This is a genomic window from Prosthecobacter vanneervenii, from assembly GCF_014203095.1.
In the GTDB taxonomy this organism is placed as follows: Bacteria; Verrucomicrobiota; Verrucomicrobiia; order Verrucomicrobiales; family Verrucomicrobiaceae; genus Prosthecobacter; species Prosthecobacter vanneervenii.
In genome coordinates this window covers 82,225-106,282 of sequence record NZ_JACHIG010000012.1, presented here as the reverse complement: position 1 = coordinate 106,282, position 24,058 = coordinate 82,225, and the positions used below count along the sequence as shown (strand labels likewise).

The 24,058-nt window shown below is 61.0% G+C and carries 18 protein-coding genes; 12 read left to right on the top strand and 6 right to left on the bottom strand.

Going from position 1 to position 24,058, the window contains the following annotated elements:
• Positions 1-3: 3 nt before the first annotated feature.
• Genes HNQ65_RS22255 through HNQ65_RS22245 form a run of 3 tightly spaced genes read right to left on the bottom strand, consistent with a single transcriptional unit; the run spans position 4 to position 5,143 of the window.
• Positions 4-2,265: an FG-GAP repeat domain-containing protein gene (locus HNQ65_RS22255; protein WP_184343191.1), complete on the bottom strand. Its 2,262-nt coding sequence runs from the start codon at positions 2,263-2,265 to the stop codon at positions 4-6.
• Positions 2,266-2,287: 22 nt separating this feature from the next.
• Positions 2,288-4,129, bottom strand: coding sequence for a hypothetical protein (locus tag HNQ65_RS22250; RefSeq protein WP_184343189.1), 1,842 nt, complete (start codon positions 4,127-4,129; stop codon positions 2,288-2,290).
• A gap of 42 nt (positions 4,130-4,171) precedes the next feature.
• Complete coding sequence (locus HNQ65_RS22245; RefSeq protein WP_184343187.1) at positions 4,172-5,143, bottom strand: S1C family serine protease; 972 nt, start codon at positions 5,141-5,143, stop codon at positions 4,172-4,174.
• A gap of 90 nt (positions 5,144-5,233) precedes the next feature.
• On the opposite strand from HNQ65_RS22245, the gene HNQ65_RS22240 reads away from it, so the two are divergent.
• The 3 genes from HNQ65_RS22240 to HNQ65_RS22230 all read left to right on the top strand — a co-directional run bounded on the left by HNQ65_RS22240 (position 5,234) and on the right by HNQ65_RS22230 (position 7,495).
• A complete protein-coding gene (locus HNQ65_RS22240) occupies positions 5,234-5,959 on the top strand; it encodes a uracil-DNA glycosylase family protein (RefSeq protein ID WP_184343185.1) in 726 nt (241 codons plus the stop codon).
• A 118-nt stretch (positions 5,960-6,077) separates the two neighbouring features.
• On the top strand, positions 6,078-6,698 hold the full coding sequence (locus tag HNQ65_RS22235) for a hypothetical protein (RefSeq protein ID WP_184343183.1): 621 nt from the start codon (positions 6,078-6,080) through the stop codon (positions 6,696-6,698).
• Positions 6,699-6,895: 197 nt separating this feature from the next.
• Positions 6,896-7,495 carry a hypothetical protein gene (locus HNQ65_RS22230; protein WP_184343181.1) on the top strand — a complete coding sequence of 200 codons (600 nt, stop codon included), beginning with the start codon at positions 6,896-6,898 and terminating at the stop codon, positions 7,493-7,495.
• On the opposite strand, the gene HNQ65_RS22225 is transcribed toward HNQ65_RS22230, so the two are convergent.
• Both HNQ65_RS22225 and HNQ65_RS22220 read right to left on the bottom strand, forming a co-directional pair.
• Positions 7,496-8,290 (bottom strand): hypothetical protein, encoded by a 795-nt coding sequence (locus tag HNQ65_RS22225; protein WP_184343179.1) that lies wholly within the window; start codon positions 8,288-8,290, stop codon positions 7,496-7,498. It lies immediately after the preceding gene.
• Positions 8,287-9,819, bottom strand: a complete 1,533-nt coding sequence (locus tag HNQ65_RS22220) for a hypothetical protein (RefSeq protein WP_184343177.1) — start codon at positions 9,817-9,819, stop codon at positions 8,287-8,289. The genes HNQ65_RS22225 and HNQ65_RS22220 overlap by 4 nt, the downstream gene beginning before the upstream one ends.
• A gap of 179 nt (positions 9,820-9,998) precedes the next feature.
• Here HNQ65_RS22220 and ppnP point away from each other — a divergent pair, with 179 nt between their 5' ends.
• The 9 genes from ppnP (at position 9,999) to HNQ65_RS22175 (ending at position 21,506) form a co-directional block, all read left to right on the top strand.
• Positions 9,999-10,328, top strand: a complete 330-nt coding sequence (ppnP, locus tag HNQ65_RS22215) for a pyrimidine/purine nucleoside phosphorylase (RefSeq protein WP_184343175.1) — start codon at positions 9,999-10,001, stop codon at positions 10,326-10,328.
• Between the two features lie 121 nt (positions 10,329-10,449).
• Positions 10,450-12,399, top strand: a complete 1,950-nt coding sequence (locus tag HNQ65_RS22210) for a potassium transporter Kup (protein WP_184343173.1) — start codon at positions 10,450-10,452, stop codon at positions 12,397-12,399.
• Positions 12,400-12,595: 196 nt separating this feature from the next.
• Entirely contained in the window at positions 12,596-12,679 is an 84-nt protein-coding gene (kdpF, locus tag HNQ65_RS27120) for a K(+)-transporting ATPase subunit F (protein ID WP_184343343.1), read from the top strand.
• 15 nt (positions 12,680-12,694) lie between these two features.
• Positions 12,695-14,407: a potassium-transporting ATPase subunit KdpA gene (gene kdpA / locus HNQ65_RS22200; protein ID WP_184343171.1), complete on the top strand. Its 1,713-nt coding sequence runs from the start codon at positions 12,695-12,697 to the stop codon at positions 14,405-14,407.
• A 31-nt stretch (positions 14,408-14,438) separates the two neighbouring features.
• Positions 14,439-15,497: a porin gene (locus HNQ65_RS22195; RefSeq protein ID WP_184343169.1), complete on the top strand. Its 1,059-nt coding sequence runs from the start codon at positions 14,439-14,441 to the stop codon at positions 15,495-15,497.
• A 41-nt stretch (positions 15,498-15,538) separates the two neighbouring features.
• Positions 15,539-17,560 (top strand): potassium-transporting ATPase subunit KdpB, encoded by a 2,022-nt coding sequence (kdpB, locus tag HNQ65_RS22190; RefSeq protein ID WP_184343167.1) that lies wholly within the window; start codon positions 15,539-15,541, stop codon positions 17,558-17,560.
• Positions 17,561-17,564: 4 nt separating this feature from the next.
• Complete coding sequence (gene kdpC / locus HNQ65_RS22185; RefSeq protein ID WP_184343165.1) at positions 17,565-18,149, top strand: K(+)-transporting ATPase subunit C; 585 nt, start codon at positions 17,565-17,567, stop codon at positions 18,147-18,149.
• A gap of 11 nt (positions 18,150-18,160) precedes the next feature.
• Positions 18,161-20,812: a sensor histidine kinase gene (locus HNQ65_RS22180; protein ID WP_184343163.1), complete on the top strand. Its 2,652-nt coding sequence runs from the start codon at positions 18,161-18,163 to the stop codon at positions 20,810-20,812.
• 31 nt (positions 20,813-20,843) lie between these two features.
• Positions 20,844-21,506, top strand: a complete 663-nt coding sequence (locus HNQ65_RS22175) for a response regulator (RefSeq protein ID WP_184343161.1) — start codon at positions 20,844-20,846, stop codon at positions 21,504-21,506.
• A gap of 242 nt (positions 21,507-21,748) precedes the next feature.
• Here the strand turns inward: HNQ65_RS22175 and HNQ65_RS22170 are convergent, their stop codons facing one another.
• Entirely contained in the window at positions 21,749-23,860 is a 2,112-nt protein-coding gene (locus HNQ65_RS22170) for a redoxin domain-containing protein (protein ID WP_184343159.1), read from the bottom strand.
• Between the last annotated feature and the right edge of the window lie 198 nt (positions 23,861-24,058).

The window sequence follows — 24,058 nt, the reverse complement described above, 5'->3', positions numbered from 1 at the left end:
GCATCACTTTGGCTTCTTCCGCACATACAGCAGCACGCGGTCGTGCGTGAGCAGGCAGAGGTCCAGGTGGCCGTCGCCGTTGAGGTCGAGGGCGGTGTAGTCGTGGGGCTCGTTTTCCAGGCCGGTCTTGCCACGGAAGTGGGGGTCGGTTTCGAAAACGCGGAAGTACATGGCGCTGTCCCATTTCTGCCCTGTGGCGGGCTGGAAGATCTCGACTACGCGGCTCTTGGAGGTGTCCATGAGGGCCAGGTCGTCCACGTCTTCCCCAGAGAATGACGCGGCCAGGAGATCGGAGGGGGAGGTGTCCTTCAGCTCGCTGTCAAAGGAAGCCACGGTGTCCAGCCTGAGGGTGGTGCCATCCAGCGGGGAGAGCTGAAAGCTGGTTTTGCCGAGGAGCAGCAGGCGGGTGCTTTTCTCCACATTCATCAGCACGCACTGCTCCGGTATCATGGCGGGGAGGGCATGGGTGTGGTCGGCGCGATAGACGCGGTCGGCACCGGCGGTGAGTTCGTGCAGCTTGCTGTGCGCTGCATCGATCAGCAGCACAGAGACCTTGCCATCCTTGCGGGAGACGAGCGCGCTGTGCAGCTCTGCGGAGGCATCGTGCGCATTGAACTGCTCCACGATGTTCGCCTTGCCATCGGCATCCACCTTGAAGGCGCGCGCGAGCTGCTGATGGGCGATGATGATCTCCGCCTTGCCATCGCCGTCGAGATCGCCCGTGGAGAGCGCGGCGGGAGCGAGCTTGCTGACAAAGGTGTCGGGGATGCCCTCGACACGCTTGAAGGGGGACTTGGCGTCTGTGGTGCTCAGCAGGAGCTGCAGCGGGCCGAGATTGGAAAACAGCGCGATGTCGCTGCGGCCATCCTGGTTGGCATCGACGACGCGGATGCCGCTGATGCGGCCGGTTTTGACGGCCAGCTCCTGCGTGGTGGCAGTGAAGCCCTTGGCCCCTGCAGTCTTGCGCAGGGTGATGAGCTGCGGCTTGGACTTGATCTCGCTTACACAAAGGATTGCTGAGTCTGTTGTGAGCGTAAGCAACGTCTCGCCCTCTTTGGCCTGGTAGATGATTTCGGGATAAGACAGGCGGTTGCTGTGCCAGCGGGCGATACCGATGGACTGCTCTCCGGGGCTGAGCAGCACGAGTTCGGCTTTCTTGTCATCATCCACATCAGCGATGGCCAGGGATTCCACTCCGCTGAGAATGGGAAACTCACGTCCTTCTTTGAAGGTGCCGCTGGCGCTGCCCTGAAACAGCCAGGCGCGCGCGGCCTTGGGTTCTGAGATGACGACATCCGCGTACCCATCTCCGGTGAGGTCGCCGTAGGCCACCGCGCCGTTTTTGGATTCGGTGGGAGGCATGGCATAGCGGATGGTGGCAGCGCGCTCGGCATTCGGTTCAGCGGCACCTTGGGCCAGCTTGGCTACTTCCACCATGCCCGTTCCGTCCTGGATCCAGGTCACGCCGGTTTGTTTGCCACCCAGGCGCATGGCATGCAGCCAGTGGCGGGAAGTGGGGATCTCCAGCCGCCATTCTTCGCCAAAGGTGGTGCCTTCATGCTGGAGGCGCACCAGCAGCGCATCTCCCTCCGGTGCGGTGTAGAAGATGTCTGCGCGTCCGTCCTCATTCAGATCTGCGCAGTTCAGCCCTGCACAGCGACTCTCTCCCAGCGCGTAGTTTTGCGGCTCCGCCCACTCGCCGGGCTTGGTCTGCAGCAGCACCATGAGGCGCGTGCTGGTCAGCAGGGCGATGTCGTCGCGGCCGTCGCCGTTCAGATCGCGTGCGGCCAGCACCTCAGTGTCGTCTGCAGTGGAGTCGAGTGTAAACTCACGCTTGGCAGTCCAGGCACCTTTGTCGTCCTGCATGCGCAGCTCCAGCTTGTCCTCATCGGTGATGAAGGCGATGTCCGTCTTTTTGTCGCCATTCCAGTCCCCGATGGTCAGGGCCATGGCGGCATGGCCAATGACGAGCGGCTGCTTGTCAAAGCGGGAGACTTCCAGGATGGGATTCCAGCGGTCGGCGCGGGTGGTCTTTTCAGGAGTGCCGGGCTGCACGCCATCCTTGCGCTGAAGCAGGAATTCGATGCGAGCGCGCGCCGAGTTGATGATGGCGATGTCGGTGAGACCATCGCCATTGAAGTCGGCGGCGCGCGGGCTGGAGGTATTCCAGTCGAGCTTCACAATCTCCGGCCCGTCAAAGTACAACTCAGGCTTTTCGGCGAGGGCGCTGGTTGCCAGAAGCAGTGGCAGGAAATGAAGGCGCATGGCAGGCGGCGGAGGTGGGGGCTTACTTTGCCTCGACAGGGGTGGTCAGGTAGTGCAGCTGGATGGCATCTGGGTGCGCATAGTTGACATTCAGCAGGCTGCCAAAATAGCGCTGAAAGGTCTCGTTGGAGGGGCGTGCGTTCGGGTCAAACCAGCTGCTGGCAGCCGGAGCCGCGGCAGGGGTTTCATCCGGGGCCAGGGCTTTCTTGCCCGGGCCTTTCTTTTTGGCGGCAGCCTTGGCCTTGGCTCCGGACTTGCTCTCCAGAGTGGCGGCGGTGGTGGCCAGGAAATTCATAAGGCGTCCGGCATCTGTCACGCCCACGCTGTTGTAGTTTTTGGGAGCCAGGGAGAGCAGGTTCTGCACATGGGCGCTGTCCCAGATGCTGGGGCCCGAGGGATCCTTCATGCGGGACAGCACCTTTTTCAGGGTGTCCTGTCCGCCCACGGAGATGAGGAGGTACTTGCCGGTGTTGCAGTAGGAAACCTCTGTGGCGGCGTTGGCTGTTTGAGAGGTTTTGAGGGTATTGATGGTGTAGCCGAGGTAGTCGCTCTCTTCAAATGCGCCAAAGCCTGCGCCGACGAAGCGTTTGAGCGCGTCCAACGCCCCGCCCAGTTTGGCGGCGTCCTTGATCTTGAAGCCCGTGACCTGGCTCTCCTTGGTGCCGACGCCATCCTGAACCTGGACGACTTCATCTGACAGGCTGCCAAAGAGATCATCGCGGATCTTGAAACCCATCTGAGCTTCCAGCTGAGGGAGCTGCATGGCCACCATCATGGCCATGGGACCCAGCTTTCCGACCATGCCAAGAATGGCGTCATACACAGTACCGATGTCCACCCGGGAGACGCTGGCGCTCATGACACCTGCGGGCATGAAGGGAGGGAGGGCCACCTCATTGGCGGAGCCGCGCATGAGGGAGAGAAGACCGGTGGGCTTCTGTGGGTGGAGAATGGTCACGTCCATGCGCGACTGCGTGTCAGTAAACTCTGTGGAAAACGCGACGGCCTGCAACTCCTGCGCGCCCAGCATGTCCATGACCGTCTTGGGCTTGATGTCGATGCTGAACCCCTTCGGCTTTTCTGCATTCTTCTTTTTGGCCTCATCAGCGGCGGTCAGCGCTTTTTCGGCGTAATCGAGCAGCTTCACACCATTGAAATAGACCAGCATGTCTCCGCTGCCATTGGTGATCTGGCTGATGCGTGCCAGGTGCTCGTGCTGCAGGCCGGGAGGATCACCAGCGTTGTTTTTCAGGGCGCCGATCATGTACTCCATGAGTGAGCGCGCATTGGTTTCCACCATCACATCTCCGATCACCGCCCATGCCGTGACCCACGGTGCGTCCGCAGCATCCGAAGCGGAGGCGATCTGCACGCTCACGCCGCTGATGTCCTCGGTGCGCAGCTTGATATCCGGGTTTGTCTTCTTTTTAGATTCCACCTCGGCGAGCTTATGCGCCTCGATCTCCTTCTGCTTGCCGGCGATCTCGCACAGCGAGACAGCGGGCGGGCTCTTTTTTTCAAAGTCCGCGATGTCGTTGACCACCAGATAGCTGACCACGGCACCAGGGTAGTCTTTGAGCGTGTCGTGCATGCTCTGGCCGTAGGTGTCCTTGAAGAACTTGTCCCAAGGAGCGTCTCCGTCCTTGTGCATGGGGGCCATCCAGCGTTTGGCCTCTTCGTCCTGCATGAATTTGGCGTAGCTGCTCTTGTCCCAGTCGGCGAGCAGTTCGGGCGTGTTTTTCACGGCGATGACGCCAACGGTGTTCTTCGGCATCAGGTTGTACCATTGCTCCAGCGGGTCGGCGGCGGAGGCGGGGAGGATCCCGGCCAGCAGCAGGGACAGTGAGAGAGAGGGGAGTTTCATAAGAGGAGGGAAGAGATAGCGGTCTGCTATTTACCTGAAGCATCAGCCGCCGGTGGTTACAGAATCGGGCTTTGTTTTTTCCTGCGAAGGAGAGGGGGGCGGCAGGTAGCGGAAGCCGCTGTTGGGATTGCGCGGATCAAAGGCGAAGGCCTCGCGATTTTTCAGGAAGAGCTTCAGCACATTGGCGGGAATGGAGAACCCCAGGCCTTCGACGCCTACGCCTGCGGCTTTCATGTTGTTCACGCCCACGACCTCGCCACGCGCATTGAAGAGCGGGCCGCCGGAGTTGCCGGGATTGATCTGCGTGGTGCTCTGGATGTACCAGCGGCCGCTGCTTTCACGCGCGCGGATGCTGACGATGCCTTTGGAAACTGAGCGCTCCAGGCCCAGCGGACTACCGATGGCAAAAACATCCTGCCCCTGGGTGAGGAGGTCGGAGTCTCCTATGGGGACGAAGGGGAGCTTGTCCACGCCAGCGTCGTCGATCTGCAGGATGGCGAGATCGAGGAAGCCGTTCATGGCGATGATCTTCACCTTGGTAAACTGCTGCTTTTCCAGGCCGTCGGGCTTTTTGCGGTAAACCACCACGGTGATCTCGCGCTCTCCGGCGATGACGTGCTGGTTGGTGATGACGTAGCCGAGCTTGTTGATGATGAAGCCGGAGCCCAGGCCGGAGGCGGTCTGGATCTGCACCACGGACTCCGCCACACGCTGGACGTTCTTTTCCACCGTCATGGCCTCGCGCGCAGGCTCCACATAGTAGATGTCTTCTCCCATCACGGCGGCTGTCTTGGCGGCAGTGGCGGAGGCCTTTTCATAGATGGAGATCTCTGTGCGTGGAATGGTCAGCACGTTGTGGCCGAGGTCCAGCACCACGGCGTCTTCGCGGTCCTTGAGCACCTCGCCGCGCAGCTCGGCTCCGTTTTTGAGCACGATCTTGACGTTTTCCGCCAACAGGGATGAGGCCGTGAGAAAGCCAGCCGTCAGAATTCCGAAGCTCAGGTTTTTGCGCATTACGAAGGCAAAGTCTAGCGGGCCCGTTTTTGGATACGAGTTCTTTTTGCGCGTCTTGACTCGGCGAATCTCCACGCATCTCATGCAGGAATGCCTGCCGATGCCCTTGTCTCCGCCGCCCGTGATTTGCGTGAAACCCTGCGTCCGCTGCGCTTTGCCGCGCCGGTGGAGTATGTCTATCAGCCGCTGGACTACGCCTGGACGCCGCATGAGACCTACCTGCGTCGCTTTGGCAGCAGCCGGAAAAAGGTGGTGCTGGTGGGCATGAACCCCGGCCCCTTTGGCATGACGCAGACGGGTGTGCCCTTTGGCGAGATCGCCGCCGTGCGCGACTGGATGGGTATCTGCTCGCCTGTGGGCAAGCCAGAGCGCGAGCACCCCAAGCGCCCGGTGGTGGGCTTTGATTGCCCGCAATCCGAGGTGAGCGGGCGTCGGCTGTGGGGGCTGTTTGCCCAGCGCTTTGGCAAGGCGGAATCGTTTTTCAAAGACCACTTCGTGGCCAACTACTGCCCGCTGGTTTTCATCGAGGCCAGTGGCCGCAACTTCACGCCGGACAAACTTCCCGCCACCGAAACCACAGTCATGGAGGCAGCCTGCGACGCCCACCTGCGCGCTGTCATCGCCGCGCTGCAGCCCAAGTGGGTCATTGGCGTGGGGGCCTTTGCCGAAGAGCGTGCCAATCGCGCCAAGGAAGTCATGGGCGGCAGCTTCAAAACCGGTCGCGTCCTCCACCCCAGCCCCGCCAGCCCCGCCGCCAACCGCGACTGGGCCGGCGCCGCCACGAAGCAGCTCGTGAAGCTGGGGGTGTGGGAGTGATCACGGCACCACTTCAGTCTTGTATGTCACTGTGGATTCTGAATAACCTGCGGCCATGAAGGTGTGGAAAGCAACAGCGGTAGCAATGCTTGTGACGGTGGCTCCGGCGTTCGCCGGCATGCCTTCGCCTCAGCTTTCGGATGTGGCCAGGGCGCGTCTCGATGCGATTTCGTTCTTCCTTTTCGTCTATCTTCTCTGTGCGCTGATTTTTCGCCAACTGTGGAACCTGCTGGCCCAGGACTTTGCGTGGATGCCCAGGCTGACCTTCCGGCGCTCGCTTGCGCTGCTGGTGGTGGCGGGCTTGTTTCTCTACTTTGTGCTCACCATGATCTCGGGTGCGCGAGAGCTGATGACGCCCGGCGCATGGGCGAAGAACGGCTACACCTACAAGCTGCAGTCGCCTGATAGCGCGCCCCAGCCGTGGCTGGACGCCGCACGCAAACACTGGCTGGAAACGCTGCGCGACGCCTTGCAGGACTACGCCGCCAAACACAATGGCAAACTGCCTGCGCATGCCTACGTGAGCGAATTTAATGAGTCCCTGTGGAAAGGTGCGAGCCCCGACTCACAGTGGCTCATCTACATGCCGGGTCAGAGGTTTGGTGCTTCAAGCCGGGTGCTCGTCTATGAACCCGCCTCCTATGGTGCCAAGCGATGGGCGCTCCTCACGGATGGCTCCGTGGTGCAGATGAACGCGGCGGCACTCGATGAACGCGTGCGGAAGGAGCTTGGGCAATGAACACCGCGGAGACAAAGGAGGACGTGCCGACAAGATCGCCTGCGGGGCGGAGATGGCTGAAACGGCTGCTGATTCTCTGGCTCGTTCTGTCAGTGCTGCTGTTCCTCCTGAACCAGTCGTTCGTTCTTTTGGAGCCACCTGTGCGCCTGGCCTTGGGCTGGGTGCTCTACTTGAGAGGGGTCATACCACGGGTCCACATGAATGCGGAACTGCTGCTGTGCTCTCTGGGGGCGCTGGTGTTGGGGATGCTCGGCATGCAGGGGCTCATGCGGCGGCTGGTCACCCAATGGCAGTGGGCCTGGCGGCACACATTTGTCTGGTGTGCTGTGCTGATCGTCATGTTCTGCACCAGCATCGCCGCAGTTGGCATCGTGCATCAGATAGGCTGGTTGTTCCGTCTGCCCAATTTGGGTGTGGAGGACGACATGTCTTCTTTGGTGGTTGCGGAGAGGTATGCGATGCAGGTGGTGTCTCTTGCAAAATGGTATGCGCATGATCATGGGGGCCGGTTTCCAGACACTTTTGCGGAATTCGCCGCAGACCCGGAAATCTTTATGGTGGCCCTGGATCAAGATGAGCCTTTGGAACCTCTTATCTACGTCGGGGAAGGCTTGCGAGATACCGATTCGGGCTATCTGCCCGTGGTCTGGTCATCACGACCAAATTCCGAAGGGCTGCGGGTGGTCGGCCGACTGAATGGTAAAACCGAATTAATCAAAGAAGAGGAGTTTCAGGAATTGCTGGTCGAATTCAGAGAGAGGCAGGTGCTTCGTAAAAAGAGCGCCACAGGCGGGTAATCACGGCCCCGGATTCACTCGCGTCACCTTCAGCCTCATAAACCCCCGGCCGAGCTGCGAAAGGGTGCTCTTTTGCCGAAAGGTCAGCAGGGCGGGTGGCTGCGGGTTGGAGAGGGTGATGGCCTCGACGTCCGAGGTGCTCCATTGCAGGAGGTCGGTGGAGGATTCGATGGTGTAGCTCACATCTGTGGCATAGGGTACGTAGCTGAGGGTGAGGTGGTCGCTGAGCAGGACCGGGGCGGGGAGCAGCTGGGTGTCAGGCACCAGGGCATCGAGGGCCAGGGCGTACTCCATCAGGTTGGGCGTGCCGTCGTTGTCCCAGTCGGCGCTGTCGGCGGCGGGTGCCGAGCCTGCGCTGTCGCCAAAGGTCTGGTAGCGCCATTGATCGACGGGTGTGGCCAGCGCGGTGATGGCAGCTGTGGCGAGACTGCCGCTGGCGGTGATGTCAGTGCCGCCTAAAAGTGTGATGCTGCCGGTGTAGTTGGCCGCTGGTGAGGTGCTGCTCAAGGAGATGCGGAAGAGCGGGCCGGAGTAGGTCTCTCCCGGCAGCAGAATGCCGGGGACGTTGGCAAAGAAGGCATTGCTGGAAAGCGCGGTGTCGCTCTGCGGATCGGCGGTGAAGGCGGCCGTGAGGTCGTTGAGAAACACGCGGTCAGTGGCGCTGGTGTTGGTCAGCGTGCCGCTGAAGAGCGCCTCCGCACCTGCCGAGACGGGCTGCGCCACGGGATTCAGCGTCAGTGTCAGTCCGGCAAAGGCCGTCTGGCCGCACAGCAGCAGACAGAGCATCCACCTCATGGCGCGGCCTCCCCGATGGCGAAGAGAATGGCGTTGGCGATGACATAGATCGTGCCGTCCACGCCGATGACGGAAGGGGTGTAGGCTTCGCCGATTCCCGGCGTGAGCGTAAGCGCTTCGATGAGCGTGTTCGTTTTGAAATCCCAGCGGTACACCTTGCCGTCCTCGCTGTGCACAATGGCGGACTTCTTGGCGCTGTCGATGGCCACGGTATTCACACACCACTCTCGCACAGCGCCGGGGATGTAGGAGTACTCGTCGTCCGGCGTGGGGCCTGTGATGGTGAGAATCTCCTTCATCACCGTGGCTCCGGTCACGGAATCGGCCATCGTGTCATTCGGGTCCAGCACGGCCAGCTTGTTGATGCCATCTCCGCCGACGCCGGCGTAGTTGTTGTACTTGGAAAGCAGCAGGTACTTGGAGGTGCCGTGGTAGGTCGGCACCAGCGCGGCTGGCACGACGGAGGGAGTGTGGTCCCAGCCAAATGCGCCTGATGCCTTGGATTGCGTCAGGGTCGCGTCGTAGTGCCGCAGCCAGCCTCGGTAGTGGTTCACGCCCCAGGAATGCTCAAACACACCGAAGTACACATCGCCATCCGGGCCGACCATGGGCGTGGCGGTGCCGTCATCGAGCAGGCGCGCATCGTCAGTGGGGCTCAGCGCATCCTTGAGCCGCACCTTGCCCGTGGTGGCCAGCGTGCGGCTGTCCAGCGCCAGCAGGTAGCCGAAGCTGTTGCCATCCATCACTGCGAGGTAGAGCGTCTTGTGGTTGTTGCTCAGGGCAGGGGCCAGATTGTGTGGCAGGCGCAGGATTGAGGAGTCGCCCGCCGCGTCGGCCGCGCTGACCCAGGTACCGGTGCCGTCTTCGGCGATGCGTGCGATGCCGCTCTGCAGCGCCGGAGTGGTGGTGCCGCTGACGATGAAGCCGAAGTAGATATTGCCGTAGCGGTCTGCGGTGATGGGCGTGTTGATCCGCACATTGGCATCGAGGGTGGCGGCATCCGCCGTGTAGTTTGACGTGCCGTAAAAAGCTATCCGGCCCGTGGCACCGGAGGCTGCGTCGGGTGTATCGCGGTAAGACACCGTGCCTCCGGAGTCCGCGTAATAGAGGCGGTTTTTGGGCGTCAGGGCAAGGCCGAGAGGTGGCACCCAGTTGTGCGGCGGCAGCGTGTAGGATGTGGGCAGCGTCCATGTCAGGGCGCCTGTCACGGCATCATGCGCCTCGATGCGGAAGCCGTCATTGGCCCCAGTCTTGACCGGAAAGATCACGGTGTTTTGCCGTGTGATCAGCGGGGATCCGTAATGTGCGTAAAGCGTGGTGCCCACATACTGCGGCGCCAGATCCACCGGTGTCTGCCAAAGGATGCGCTGCATGCTTTTGGAGGCGACTTGGGAAAGGGCGGTGTGTTGCGGATCATGCCCATGCCCGCTCCAGGGCAGCGCGATGCTCTGCGCCAGCACCGTCCAAGGCATCATGGCGCAGCCCAGAAGCAGGCGGCTGAAATGAAGGCGATGAAGCTGGACGCGCATCGGGTGGCGCTGGCCAGCACAACAAATCCGACGCCCGAGGTCAACAGTGTATTGGCAGCTGCACCGGGGAATTGTAACGCGTAACCGGCTTAAGACGCTGTCACCGGGGCTGCTGATGAGACTGAATCGCAGCGGTAGGGCTTGCTGAGCGGGCTAATTGTGCTTACCTGACATGACTCATGTCCGCCATCCCCGCAGAATTTTCCGGAGTCACCGCCGTCACGAAGGCCAACGTTTATTTCGACGGCAAGGTCGTCAGCCACAGCATCCTTTTTCCTGACGGCAGCAAAAAAACTCTGGGCCTCATTTACCCCGGCGACTTTCATTTTGGCACTGCCAAGGCTGAGCGCATGGAAATCGTCGCAGGCGAGTGCGTCGTCAAAATCGACGGCAACGAGACCCCGGTGACCTACTCCGGCGGCCAGTACTTTGATGTCCCTGCGAACAGCGGCTTCGACATCACTGTCAGCTCAGGCATCTGCGAGTACATCTGCTCTTTCCTGGATTAATTCCCGGAGCTGCGGGTGGTGTGCCATTGCTGCATGTCATCTTCTTTACATATTTTCTGCCCCGTCATCATCAAGGGGTGCTTACTGGAGGCCGGGCGCCGCCCGGTGAACATCACGTTATATGAGTGACGCTACTGAAAAGACCGGGCATCATCCGAAGCTCTCCACCACCACGCTCGTGATCGCGGCGCTGGGGGTGGTTTTTGGAGACATCGGCACCAGCCCCATTTACACGCTGAAGGAGTGCTTCAGCCCGCACAGCCCGCACCACGTGCTGCCCACGCATGACAACCTGTTGGGTGTCATCTCCCTGGTGCTCTGGGCGCTGATCGTGCTGGTGTGCATCAAGTATCTGGTCTTCGTGCTGCGTGCGGACAACAAGGGGGAGGGTGGCGTTCTCTCGCTCATGGCGCTGGCATCCCACGGCATGGACGAGGTCCTGAAACGCCGCGCAGTCATCGTGCTGCTCGGGCTCTTTGGGGCGGCGCTGCTGTTCGGAGACGGCATCATCACGCCAGCTATCTCCGTGCTCAGCGCAGTGGAGGGTCTAAAAGATGGCGGCCTGCTGGGCAGCGCGCCGACGGACGCCGGTGCCGCCGCTTTGTGGGATGAGAAGATGGAGCTGCTGATCATGGGCATTACGATGGTGATCTTGATCGCGCTCTTTGCCGTGCAGTTTCTGGGCACGGCGAAGATGGGACGTTTCTTTGGCCCCATCACCGGCCTGTGGTTTGTATCCTTGGCGGCGCTGGGCGTGTCTCATTTGATCAGCGGCCCGGAGATCCTTGCAGCCTTCAATCCGCTGCATGGATGGCATTTCCTGACCACGGGTGGGCACAAATCATTTGTGATTCTCGGAAGCGTGTTTCTGGCTGTGACTGGTGGCGAAGCGCTGTATGCCGACATGGGCCACTTCGGCGCCGGGCCCATCCGGCGTGCGTGGTTTTCGCTCGTGCTGCCGGCGCTGGCGCTGAATTACCTGGGACAGGGAGCGCTGCTGATGAAGAACCCGGAAGCGGCGCACTCGCCCTTCTTCCAGATGGCACCGCACTGGGCCACGCTGCCGATGGTGCTGCTGGCCACTGCTGCCACGGTCATCGCCTCCCAGGCGCTGATTACTGGCACCTACTCGCTCACACTTAGCGCCGTGCAGTTGGGCTACCTGCCGCGCCTGAGCATCCGCCATACCTCCGAGCATGCACGCGGTCAGATCTACATCCCACTGGTAAACTGGCTGCTCATGCTGGCCTGCCTGGCGCTGGTGCTGGCCTTCCGAAACTCCACCAACCTGGCCGCCGCCTACGGTGTCGCAGTCACGATGACCATGCTCATCACCACGGTCCTGTTTTACTTTGCTGCACGGCATCTGTGGAAGTGGCCGCTGCTCAAGACGGTGGCTTTGTGCTTCATCTTTGGAGTGATCGAAATCGCCTTCCTCAGCGCCAATCTGGTGAAGTTCTTCGACGGCGGCTGGTTCCCGCTGGTGGTTGGTGTGCTCATCTTCACACTCATGACGACCTGGGCCACGGGCCGCCGTCTGGTGCGTGCCTCTATGGAAAAAAGCGCGCTCAGCCAGGAAACACTGTGCGAGAGCCTCAAGCGCCGCCCGCCAGTCATGGTGCCAGGCACGGCCATCTTTATGTCCAGCACCAGCGGGCGCACCCCCATCGCTCTGCTGCACAGCCTGAAGCACTACCGCGCCATCCATGAGCGCGTCATTTTCATGACGCTGATCACCGAGGACGAGCCTTGGGTGACCCCGGGGCGCCGCGTGCAGGTGGAGGCGCTTTCCGATGGCTTCTGGCGTGTGACGGGCCGCTACGGCTTCATGCAAAAGCCGGATGTGCCGCGTCTGCTGAGGCAGTGCGCCAACCATGGCCTGGAAGTGGAGGCTGAAAAAGCCACCTTCTTCCTCGGGCGTGAGATCATCGTGCCCAGCCATAAGCCCGGCATGGCACGCTGGCGCGAGCACCTTTTTGCCTTTGCCAGCAAGCTGGCGCAGCAGCCTGCGACCTACTTCCAGATCCCCGTGGGCCGGGTGATCGAGCTCGGCCAGCAGGTGGAGATCTAATCTCTCTTTTTTACGCTTTTTTAACGCATCAAGTCCCGCCTTTAACTCGGCAGCATCCGGGAATCGCGCATCGTGGCGGTGGATCAACATCCACCACGCCATGAATGACCTCATCTACCTCGGCATCACCGTAGCGTTCTTTCTGCTCTGCGGACTCTACACACGAGGATGCGAAACCCTCTAATCCCTCGCCACCATGGAAACCATCCTCGTCGGGCTCATCGCCCTGGCCCTGCTCGCCTACCTGATGGTGGCGATGCTGCGTCCGGAAAAATTCTAACCTGCTGCTTTCACCATGCACTCCACCGACTGGCTGCAATTTGCTCTTTTCATCGGCCTCCTGGCCCTCATCACCAAGCCGCTGGGCCTCTACCTCGTGCAGGTGCTGGACGCCGACGGCCGCACCTGGCTGGACCCGGTGCTCAAGCCTCTGGAAAATCTCAGCTACAAGCTGCTGGGCGTGGACCCCAGGCGTGAGCAGACCTGGCTGCAGTACACCTTTGCCATGCTGGCCTTCAGCCTCGTGGGCGTGGTCTTCACTTATGCGATCCTGCGCCTGCAGGATGTGCTGCCGCTGAATCCGCAGGGCTTTCCTGCCTTGAGTCATCACCTGGCCTTCAACACGGCTGTCAGCTTCACCACCAACACCAACTGGCAGAGCTATGGCGGCGAGGCCACGATGTCCTACTTTTCGCAGATGGTGGGGCTGACCTTTCACAACTTCACCTCCGCCGCCGTGGGCATTGGCATCGCCGCAGCTCTGGTGCGTGGCATCTCCCGCAGCTCGGCTAAGACGGTGGGCAGCTTCTGGGCCGATCTGGTGCGTGTGACGTATTACCTCCTGCTGCCGATCTGCCTGGTGTTTGCCATCTTCCTGGTCTCACAGGGCATGATTCAAAACTTTGACGCCTACACCAAGGCGAAGACGTTGGAAGGTGCGGAGCAGGTCATCGCCCAGGGGCCGGTGGCCTCGCAGGTGGCCATCAAAATGTTGGGCACCAATGGCGGCGGCTTCATGAATGCGAATGCAGCGCATCCTTTCGAAAATCCGACCCCGCTTTCCAACTTCGTGCAGATGCTCTCGATCTTCGCCATCGGCAGCGCGCTGACCTACTACCTCGGGCGCATGGTAAAGAACCAAGGGCACGGCTGGGCTGTGTGGGCTGCCATGATGGTGCTCTTTGTCGGCGGTGTGCTTGTGTGTGCCCACTATGAGGCCATGGGAAACCCCATCCATCAGCAGCTCGGCGTAGCCGCCGCGGATGGCAACATGGAGGGCAAGGAGGTGCGTTTTGGGGTTTTCAATTCAGCCCTGTTTGCCACCATCACCACGGCGGCTTCCTGCGGTGCGGTGAACTCCATGCACGACTCCTTCACCGCCCTCGGCGGGCTGGTGCCGCTCTTTATGATCGAGTTGGGAGAAGTGGTCATCGGCGGTGTCGGTGCCGGGTTGTACGGCATGCTTGTGTTTGTCATCCTCGCAGTTTTCATCGCAGGTCTCATGGTGGGACGCACACCGGAGTATCTGGGCAAGAAGATCCAGGCCAGGGAGGTAAAGCTGGCCATGCTGACGCTGCTCATCCTCACACTCAGCATCCTGGGCTTCACCGCCTGGGCCTGCGTGAGCGCCTGGGGCATGGCGGGCCTGAACAATGCCGGACCGCATGGCTTCAGCGAGATGCTCTATGCTTTCAGCTCAGCCACCGGCAACAACGGCAGCGCCTTCGCAGGTCTCACCGCTAATACACCGTGGTATAACACCACGCTGGGCCTTGCCATGCTCATAGGTCGCTTCCTCATGATCGTTCCCATCATGGCCATTGCCGGATCGCTCGCGGGCAAGCAGGCCGTGCCTCCGAGCGCCGGAACTTTTCCAGTCAATGGCGCCACCTTCACCGTGCTGCTCATCGGCACCGTGCTGCTCATCGGTGCGCTCAATTTCCTGCCCGCGCTCGCGCTGGGTCCTGTGGTGGAGCACTTCCTCACAACCCAAGGTCGTTTGTTTTAAATCTGCCAGTTCACCACGTGGGTCTCGCACCATGAAAGCACATTTCTTCAGCCTGCTCCTGCTCGCGCCGTTCGTGTCGCGCGCAGAAAGCGACGCGGTCACCGTGGCCTACAAAGGCTATGCGGACACCTACTATGGCTACGACTTCAACGAGCCCGTGAACCATCGCAGGCCTGGCTTTCTCTACAACCACACCACCACCGATGCACCGGCTGTCAATCTGGCGCTCATCCAGGTCGAGCTTAATGGCGGCTGGTACCACGCCAGCCTGGGGCTCATGGCAGGCACGTATTCTCGTATCAACCTGGCTGCGGAACCTGATCTGCTGCAGCACTTTTACGACACTTATGTCGGTGTCGCTTTGAACCGCAGCCGCACCCTGTGGCTGGATGTGGGGGAGTTCAGCTCGCACATCGGTTTTGAAAGCGCGATCGGCGCGGACAACTACACGCTTAGCCGCAGCCTCATGGCGGAAAACTCCCCTTACTTCCTGACCGGCGGCCGCCTGACCTGGAAGCCGAAGAAAGAGTGGGAGCTGGCGTTTCTCGTGGTGGATGGCTGGCAACGTGTGCGCCCGCTGGCGGGCAACAGCCTGCCGGGCTTTGGCACCAAGGTGGCGTGGACTCCCCATGACCGTCTGCTGCTGAACTGGAGCACTTATGCCGGCAGCGAGTTTCCAGATGACCAGCGCCGCATGCGCTACTTTAACAACCTGTATGCGCACCTGGTGCTGAGCAGTGCTGTGAGCATGTATCTGGGCTGCGACATCGGCTGGCAGCAGCGTGCCACCAGCGGAAACAACCTGTGGTGGTCGCCCAATGCCATCCTGCGTTGGAAGCTGGATGACCGCTGGGCCACAGCCTTCCGCGTGGAGCAGTATAACGACGCCTCCGGGGTCATCGTAAGCCTGCCGGGCAGGACTGCCCTCACAGGCGTGTCATTCAATGTGGACCGCCAGATCAGCAAGAATCTGCTCTTCCGCGTGGAGATGAGATACCTGCGCAACAGCTCTCCGGCCTTTCAGCGCGGAGACTCCCTGTTGCGCAGCAGCACCTCCCTCCTGGCATCCTTCAGCATCCGTTTTTCCTGACACTCATTCATTGAACTCAAAAGGCCCAAGGCCCTACCCCCATGTCACACAAACCCACCTCTCTCTTTGATGCCTCTATCCTCGTCCCCGCTGTCGGCGGGGCGCTGCAGAAGCTGGACCCGCGCCTGATGGTGAAAAATCCCGTCATGTTTGTCACGCTCGTGGGTGCGGTCCTCACTACCGTGAGCATTTTCACCAGCAAGGCCGACCACGGCTTCATCACCCAACTCAGCATCTGGCTGTGGTTCACCGTGCTGTTTGCCAACTACGCCGAAGCCGTGGCGGAAGGTCGTGGCAAGGCGCAGGCGGCCAGCCTGCGTGCCGCAAGAAAAGACACCATTGCTCGCAAACTGAAAAATGGCATCGAGATGCAGACACCCGCTCCCATGTTGGAAAAAGGCGACCTCGTCGTTTGTGAGACCGGCGATGTCATTCCCGCCGATGGCGAAGTCATTGAAGGCATCGCCAGCGTCGATGAGGCTGCCATCACCGGCGAGTCCGCTCCCGTCATCCGCGAAAGCGGCGGTGACCGAAGCGCCGTGACAGGCGGCACGCGCGTCATCAGCGACCGCATCGTCATCCGCATCACCTCGGAGAAGGGAAACACCTTCATCGACCGCATGATCTCGATGGTGGAAGGCGCACAGCGCCAGAAGACGCCGAACGAGATCGCGCTCACGATCCTGCTTTCCGCCATGACGCTCATCTTTCTGCTTGTGTGCATCACGCTGCGTCCGTTCGGCATCTACTCGGCGGTGGAATTCTCCACGCCGGTGCTCATTGCGCTGCTCGTGTGCCTGATCCCCACCACCATCGGCGGCCTGCTCAGCGCCATTGGGATCAGCGGTATCGACCGCCTCATTCGCCGCAATGTCATGGCCACCAGCGGCCGTGCCGTGGAGGCTGCGGGAGACATCGACGTGCTGCTGCTGGACAAGACAGGCACCATCACCATCGGCAATCGCATGGCGTCAGATTTTCGCCCTGCGCCTGGCATCACGGAGCAGCAGCTGGCCGATGCCGCGCAGCTGGCCTCCCTTGCAGATGAGACGCCAGAAGGCCGCAGCATCGTGGTGCTGGCCAAGGACAAGTTCAACCTGCGCGGCCGCGAGCTCGCCGCACCGCATGCCACCTTCATCCCCTTCACTGCACAGACTCGCATGAGTGGTGTGGACCTGGACGGTCGCAGCATTCGCAAAGGCGCGGCGGATTCGATCAAAAATCATGTCGAGTCTCAGGGCGGCGTGTATCCGCCTGAAATTGCCAAGACTGTTGAAACCGCCTCTCGTGCGGGACGCACTCCGCTCGTGGTGTGTGACGGAAACAAGGTGCTCGGCGTGGTGGAACTCAAGGACGTGGTGAAGGGCGGCATCAAGGAGCGCTTTGCCCAGTTGCGCAAAATGGGCATCCGCACCGTCATGATCACAGGAGACAATCCGATGACCGCCGCCGCCATCGCCGCCGAGGCGGGGGTGGATGACTTCATGGCCCAGGCCACGCCCGAGGACAAGTTACGCCGCATCCGTGCCGAACAGTCGGAGGGGCACCTCGTGGCCATGACTGGAGACGGCACCAACGACGCTCCCGCCCTGGCCCAGGCCGACGTGGGCGTGGCCATGAACACTGGCACGCAGGCCGCGCGTGAAGCGGGCAACATGGTCGATCTCGACAGCAATCCCACGAAGCTCATCGAGATCGTCGAGATCGGGAAGCAGCTGCTCATGACGCGCGGCTCGCTCACCACCTTCAGCATTGCCAACGATATCGCGAAATACTTCGCCATCATTCCGGCCATGCTCATGGCCACCTTTCCGGCCATCAGCCCGCTGAACATCATGGGCCTGGCCAGCCCGCAGAGCGCCATCCTGAGCGCCGTCATCTTCAATGCGCTCATCATCATCGCCCTCATCCCGCTGGCGCTGAAAGGGGTGCCCTATCGCCCCATGGGCGCTGCCGCCGTGCTCCAGCGGAATCTGCTCATCTACGGCTTCGGCGGTGTCGTCGTTCCCTTCATCGGCATCAAGGCCATTGATGTCATCGTTGCCACCCTTCATCTCGCTTAATCCCATGAAAGCTCTCTTTTCAGAACTCCGTCCTGCCATCTCCGCCACGCTCGTGCTTGCAGCGGTCACCTGCGGTGTGTATCCCCTCGTTGTCACCGGCATTTCCCAGGCTGCGTTCAAGAGCAAAGCCCACGGCAGCCTAATCACCGACAAAGACGGCGTCGTGCGCGGCTCCTCGCTCTTGGGGCAGAACTTCTCCGGCGCTCAGTACTTTCACCCGCGCCCCAGCGCTGCGGGCATGGGCTATGACGCCACCAGTTCCAGTGGCAGCAATCTGGGCCCTACCTCACAAAAGCTGAATGATGCGTTGAAGGAGCGCATCACGGCGTATCGCACTGAAAACGGTTTCAGCGACAAAGAGGCTGTGCCTGCGGATGCCGTCACCGCTTCAGGCAGCGGCCTCGATCCGCACATCAGCGTGAAGAATGCGGTGCTGCAGGCCGTCCGTGTGGCCAAGGCGCGCAGTCTCAGCGTGGAGAAAGTGAAGGAACTGGTCGCGGCAAATACCGCCAAGCCTGATCTTGGCATCTTCGGCGATGCCGGAGTGAACGTATTAAAGTTGAATCTGAGCCTTGATGCTTTGAAGTAATCCCCGAGGTCATGAACGACGACACACGCCCCGACCCCGATGCTCTGCTGGCGCAGGTGCAGCGTTCGGATGCCGTGGCCAAATCCGGCAAGCTGCACATCTTTCTCGGCATGTGCCCAGGAGTGGGCAAGACCTACGCCATGCTGCAGACCGCGAGGCAGCGTGTGAAAGAAGGGGTGGAGGTGTTGGTCGGCATCGTGGAAACGCACGGCAGATCGGAGACGGCGGCGCTGCTGGACGACATGCAGGTCCTGCCACGCCGGAAGCTGGAGCACCGTGGCTTTACTCTGGAGGAGTTTGACATCGACGCCGTGCTGGCGCAGCGGCCTCAGCTCGTGCTGGTGGATGAGCTGGCGCATACGAACGCCCCTGGCTCCCGCCATGCCAAGCGCTACCAGGATGTGCTGGAGCTCATCGACACGGGCATCGATGTGTACACCACGCTCAATGTCCAGCACATCGACAGCCAGGTGGACATCGTGCGGCAGATCAGCGGGGTCACAATTCAGGAGACGGTGCCGGATTCCATCCTGGATCGCGCGCATGAGATCCAGCTCATCGATCTCAGCGTAGAAAAGCTGCTGGAGCGCATGGCAGATGGCAAAGTGTACCTCGGCGAGCGTGCCGAGCAGGCCGTGAGCGGCTTCTTCAAGGAGGGAAACCTCACTGCGCTGCGCGAGCTGGCATTGCGCTTCACCGCCGAGCAGGTCGACCGCAACCTTGAAGACATCCGGCGCGCCAGACGTGTCAGCAGCGCGTGGAAAACAAATGCGCGTCTGCTCGTGGGCGTGGGCCCCAGCCCGTATGCCGAAAGCCTCATTCGCTGGACGCGCCGTGCCGCCACACGGCTGAACTGCCCGTGGATCGTAGCATGGGTGGAGACCTCCCGCGTGCTCACGCCGGTGGAGCAGGAGCGGCTGACGCGTGCGCTCGGACTGGCGCGCAAGCTGGGTGGCGAAGTCGTGTCCGTGACCGGAGAGAATATCTCTGAAGCACTGCTGCAGGTGGCTCGGGAGCGCAATGTCTCACAGATCGTGGTGGGCAAGCCCGACAAGCCCTCGTGGTGGCGGCAGTCGCTGGCGGATCAAATCATCATAGGCAGCGGTGACATCGACGTCTGCGTCGTGCGGCCGCTGGCGGCTGCGGAGAAGAGCACGTCGGCTGTTTTGCAGGACGCGGATTCCGCTTCCGTCATCGGCGAATACAGCTGGGCGCTGGTGGCTGTCTTTACCATTGCCAGCCTTTGCTGGGGTGTGGTTCCCTATACGGGCTACATGTTTGTGGCGCTGGTGTTTTTGCTGGGCGTGGTGCTGGCGGCCATGCGACTCAGCCGCGGGCCCGTGCTCGTCATGGCCACGATCAGCGCGCTTTGCTGGGACTATCTGTTCATTCCGCCCCAGTTCACTTTTCTCATCAACAAGGCGGAGGACTGGGTCATGTTCATCATGTTCTTCATCGTGGCGCTGAGCATGGGCAGCCTGACCAGCCGCCTGCGTGCCCGTGAGGAGGCTGAGCGTAGGCGTGCGCGCCAGACCGGGGCGCTGCTGCGTGTGACGCAGAGCGCCGCGCTGGCGGCAGAGCCTGCCAAGGGACTGGCAGAGGCACTGCGCAGCATCAATGAACTGCTGCACGTGCAGAGCGCGCTCATCGTGCGTGAAAACGACCGCTCCCTTCCAAAAGCCGTGCATATGGCCAGCACCTTCCAGCCGAGCCTCAAAGAGTGGGGCGTGGTGGCTTGGAGCTATGAAAACAAGCAGTGTGCCGGGCGCTTCACCGATACACTGCCGGAGTCCGAGGCCACCTGGTTTCCGCTGCAGACGGCTACCGCCACCATGGGCGTCCTGGGCCTCCAGTTTGAGCAGGAGACGCGGCTCGACTTCGCCACGCGGCAGATGATCGAGGCCTTTGCATTGCAGCTCGCATTGGTGCTGGAGAAGGAGCACTTCATCCAGGCGGTGAGCCATGCCGAGGTGCTGGCTCAGTCTGAGAAACTGCACCGCACGCTGCTGGACAGCGTCTCGCATGAGCTGAAGACGCCCATTGCCGTGATCAATGCCTCGCTCGAAGGAATGGCGGGGCAAAGCAGCCCGTATCTGACAGAAATCACCACTGCCACACAGCGCCTGCAGCGTGTGGTGGACAGTTTGCTGCAGATGACGCGGCTGGAATCCGATGTTCTCAAGCCCAACCTCGACTGGTGCGATGTACGAGATGTCATTGCGGCAGCGCGGAAAGCCGTGGGCGAACCCTTGTCTGCGCACGAGGTGCGGCTGAATGTGCCGGAAGATTTTCCGCTGCTGAAGCTGGACCATGCGTTGCTGACCCAGTCCGTGGCCAATATCCTGCACAATGCCGCTATCTATACGCCGCCAGGCACGGGGATCGAAATCAGCATCTCCCTGCGTGACCAGCAGCTCAGGTTGGTCATTCGCGATCATGGTTTCGGGTTGCCTGCCGGCACCGAGCTTCGGGTGTTTGAAAAATTCTATCGTGTGCAGGGCTCGCCTGTGGGTGGCACTGGGCTGGGGCTGGCCATCGCGCGCGGCTTTGTGCAGGCGCAGGGAGGAGACATCACCGCAAGGAATCATCCGGGCGGAGGTGCGGAATTTGTGATCGAAATAAACCGGGTGCCGGTTTTCGATCCTGCGGATAAGATGGCATGAGCGAATCTGGAGATTTGCTTTTCACCTCCCCATGACCGCCCTCATCATTGATGACGAAATCCAAATCCGCCGTCTGTTGCGCATGGCGTTGGAGTCCAAAGGCTATACGGTGAGGGAGGCGGACAAGGGACAGCTTGGGCTGCAGGAGGCTGTTTTTCACAAGCCGGATGTCATCCTGCTGGATCTCGGCCTGCCGGACATGGACGGCGTGGAGGTGCTGAAGCGGCTGCGCGAATGGAGCGGCGTGCCCGTGCTCATTCTGAGTGTGCGTGACCAGGAGTCGGTCAAGCTGGCCGCTTTTGACGCCGGTGCGGATGACTATGTGTGCAAACCCTTCAGCACGGCGGAGCTCATGGCGCGACTGAGCGCCATCCAGCGGCGGCATGGAGGGCTGGATGATGCTGTTTTGAAGGCTGGCCCGCTGGTGCTGGACCCGGTGCATCATGAGGCCGCGCTGCATGGGCAGCCGCTCAAGCTCACTCCCACCGAATATGCACTGCTGGCGCAACTGGTGCGGCATGCAGGAAAGGTGGTCACTTTGAAGCAGCTGCTGCGTGCTGTGTGGGGACCGCAGGCAGAAGAGCAGAGCCACTACCTGCGCGTGTATGCCAATCACTTGCGCAAAAAGCTGGAGGGCTCATCCCTGGAGATCAAGAATGAGCCCGGTATCGGCTATCGCCTGGAGGAAGGCTGAGCGCTTTTTCCACACCTTCTTATTGCCCTCTCTGCGGCTGTTTACTGCCGTTTGTGCCGGCATCCACCTGCTGGGTGCTGCCACCCCATACGGGCTATCTTTTTGCCGTGCAGGTCTTTCTGCTGGTCATCTTGCTCGTCGGCATATCTTGGGATTGCGGCCAGTGTTCATGAGCGAAAATGCCGGGCGGCGCATCGTGAGCCAGCTCTGCATTGGCAACCGTCTGGAGGAGGCCTTGGTCACTATTTTTTCTTTTCAATCAAGGCCAGCACCACTGAGGCAGGCACGGCTTCGTTGAGGGTCATCAATGCAGTGGCAGGGGCTCGCGATCCAGATGGTGACGCTTGCGGATTGCCATAGAGGGGGCGGATCCGCGCCACATGACCAATGACGTTGCCAAATTCATCGAGAATGGCGGAGCCGCTGCTGCCCGGCGCCCAGTCGGCGCTTACATCCATGCGTTGCTGGAGCGGGCTGGCCGGAGTGTCCGTCATGGCGGGTCCATGCAGGCGGTTCACCATCCCGGAGCTGAAATGGCCCAGCACATCCCGCGGATCGCTGAAGCAGTAGGCGGTGTCGCCTGCCTGCACATCATGGCTCAGGGGCAGTGGTTGGAGATCCTTGGCGGCCACGCGCAGGATGGCGGTGTCGCCTGCTTCATCTGCAAATACAACGCTGCTGATCTTCAAGACTTCGAGCTCACCACGAACGACAACGGGATGGCCCGAGCCTGGTTTCATGGAGGCAGGCGGGGCCACCACATGGCGTGCTGTGACGACGGTGTCCGGCGCGATGGCGTAGCCCCCTGACAATGCTGTGTGCCAGCGGTCGCACTTGGTGCATTGATACACCCATCCCACGCGCAGATGGGCTGCCGCAGCCCTCTTGGCGATCTCCCTTCCGCGAAGGGAGGTGCTGCCTGGCGGAATCAGCTCCAGGCTGTCTGCCTTGGGATGTGCCAAAGCAGAAAGGAAAGCCCCGGCGGAGATCACGCCGTCTTCAGCTGCCAGTTTTTGCACCTTCGCAGTCAGGGGACTGGACGGCGCATCCGACGTTGTTTTTGGTTCTGCTGAGGGCGTTCCGGTCTTGATCTCCCTGCCCAGATTTGCCAGTGCGTGTTTCACTGTTCCGTGCAGGGCCTCGCCACGGAGGTCCACTGAAGTGGCGACGATGCGACCTGTGTCGCCATCGATGAGCCAGCAGGAGGGGATGCCGCGCACACCGTACTGCCGCGCAATATCAGCCTGCCATCCCTTTCCATCACAGATCTGAGGCCAGCGCATGCCATGGGATTGGAGGAACTCTGGAAGGCCTGCAGCTGTTTCATCCTGGTCAAGGCTCACTCCCAGCACTGCAAATCCGTGCTCAGCAAATTCATCGTGCACCTTTCGTAGTCCCGGCATTTCATTCAGGCAAGGGCCGCACCAGGTGGCCCAGAAATCCAGCATGACCAGCCGACCTTTGTAGTCTTCAGGAAAGCGCACCATTTTGCCATCAAGTGTCTTTGCCTCAAAGGCTGGGGCTGGTTTGCCGAGATCCGCCTCCTGCGCCTTGCGCTGAACTGTCATTTGGGCCGATGCCTGGCTTTGCTTCTGCTCCGCCACCTGGGCCGCACTCTGGCTGGATGCCACCAGTTCAAAACGGGAGCCGTCAGGAGAAAGACTCCTGGCCTCAAACACTGAACCTTGGATAACGAGAGGCTTTCTGAACTGGAACAGCTCTGATCTGGTTTCGATCCGGCCGTCTGCATTCACGTCAATGCACAGACTGGATCGCTCCGGAGTGAATTCGCCTGTGGTGGAATCGTCACTGAGGTAGATGTCCACTTCCCGACCACTGATCGAAACTTTGCCGCTCCGGCCGTAATCACGGCGATAGATGAGCGGGCCGGGGCCAGATGAGGAGCCGTTGCGGTAAAATGCCAGGCCCATGTCCCGAGTGCCGTCAGGGTATTTGATCTGCACGGAGGCCTCACCATGCCATGAAATGATCTTCCTGTCTTCTGGGCCACGCACCGCAGACTCCCATTTGACTTTGGGGTCATTGGTCAGGTCTCCGTCTCCGTTCGCGTCCAGCCACATGTGTGCCTCCTTGGGCGAGCGCTGATCCAGAATGAGCCCCAGCAGCTTGCGCTGTTTCTTGGGCCCTGTTTCCAGAAGGACATACTGCGGACTGACAAGGCCTTCCGGCACCTTGACGATCTCCGCAGGCTTTTCCTGCAGAAATCTGGTCACCGTTGGCGAGTGGTAGTGGACCTTGTAGTACATGCCGGTGCTCATCCACTCCAGCCGGACTTCTTCAGCCGGAGCGGAGGCAAGTGAAAGCAGGCAAAGGCTTAGCATGAAAGGTTTCATAGCAGAAGAGGGGTGGTGGGTTGGGCTGGGCGTCGCAACGAGCGCCGCATACCGAATTAGCCCGGCGGAAATTGGTTGTGACGGGCATGAGGGCCGGCTCGTGCACTCCAAGTCATGCTCGGGTCAAGGTGAAGCATGAATTCAGGCTTTCCGCACGCACAGCCCTGTGGTTAATGGGCGGATGTCTTTGTCCCCAAC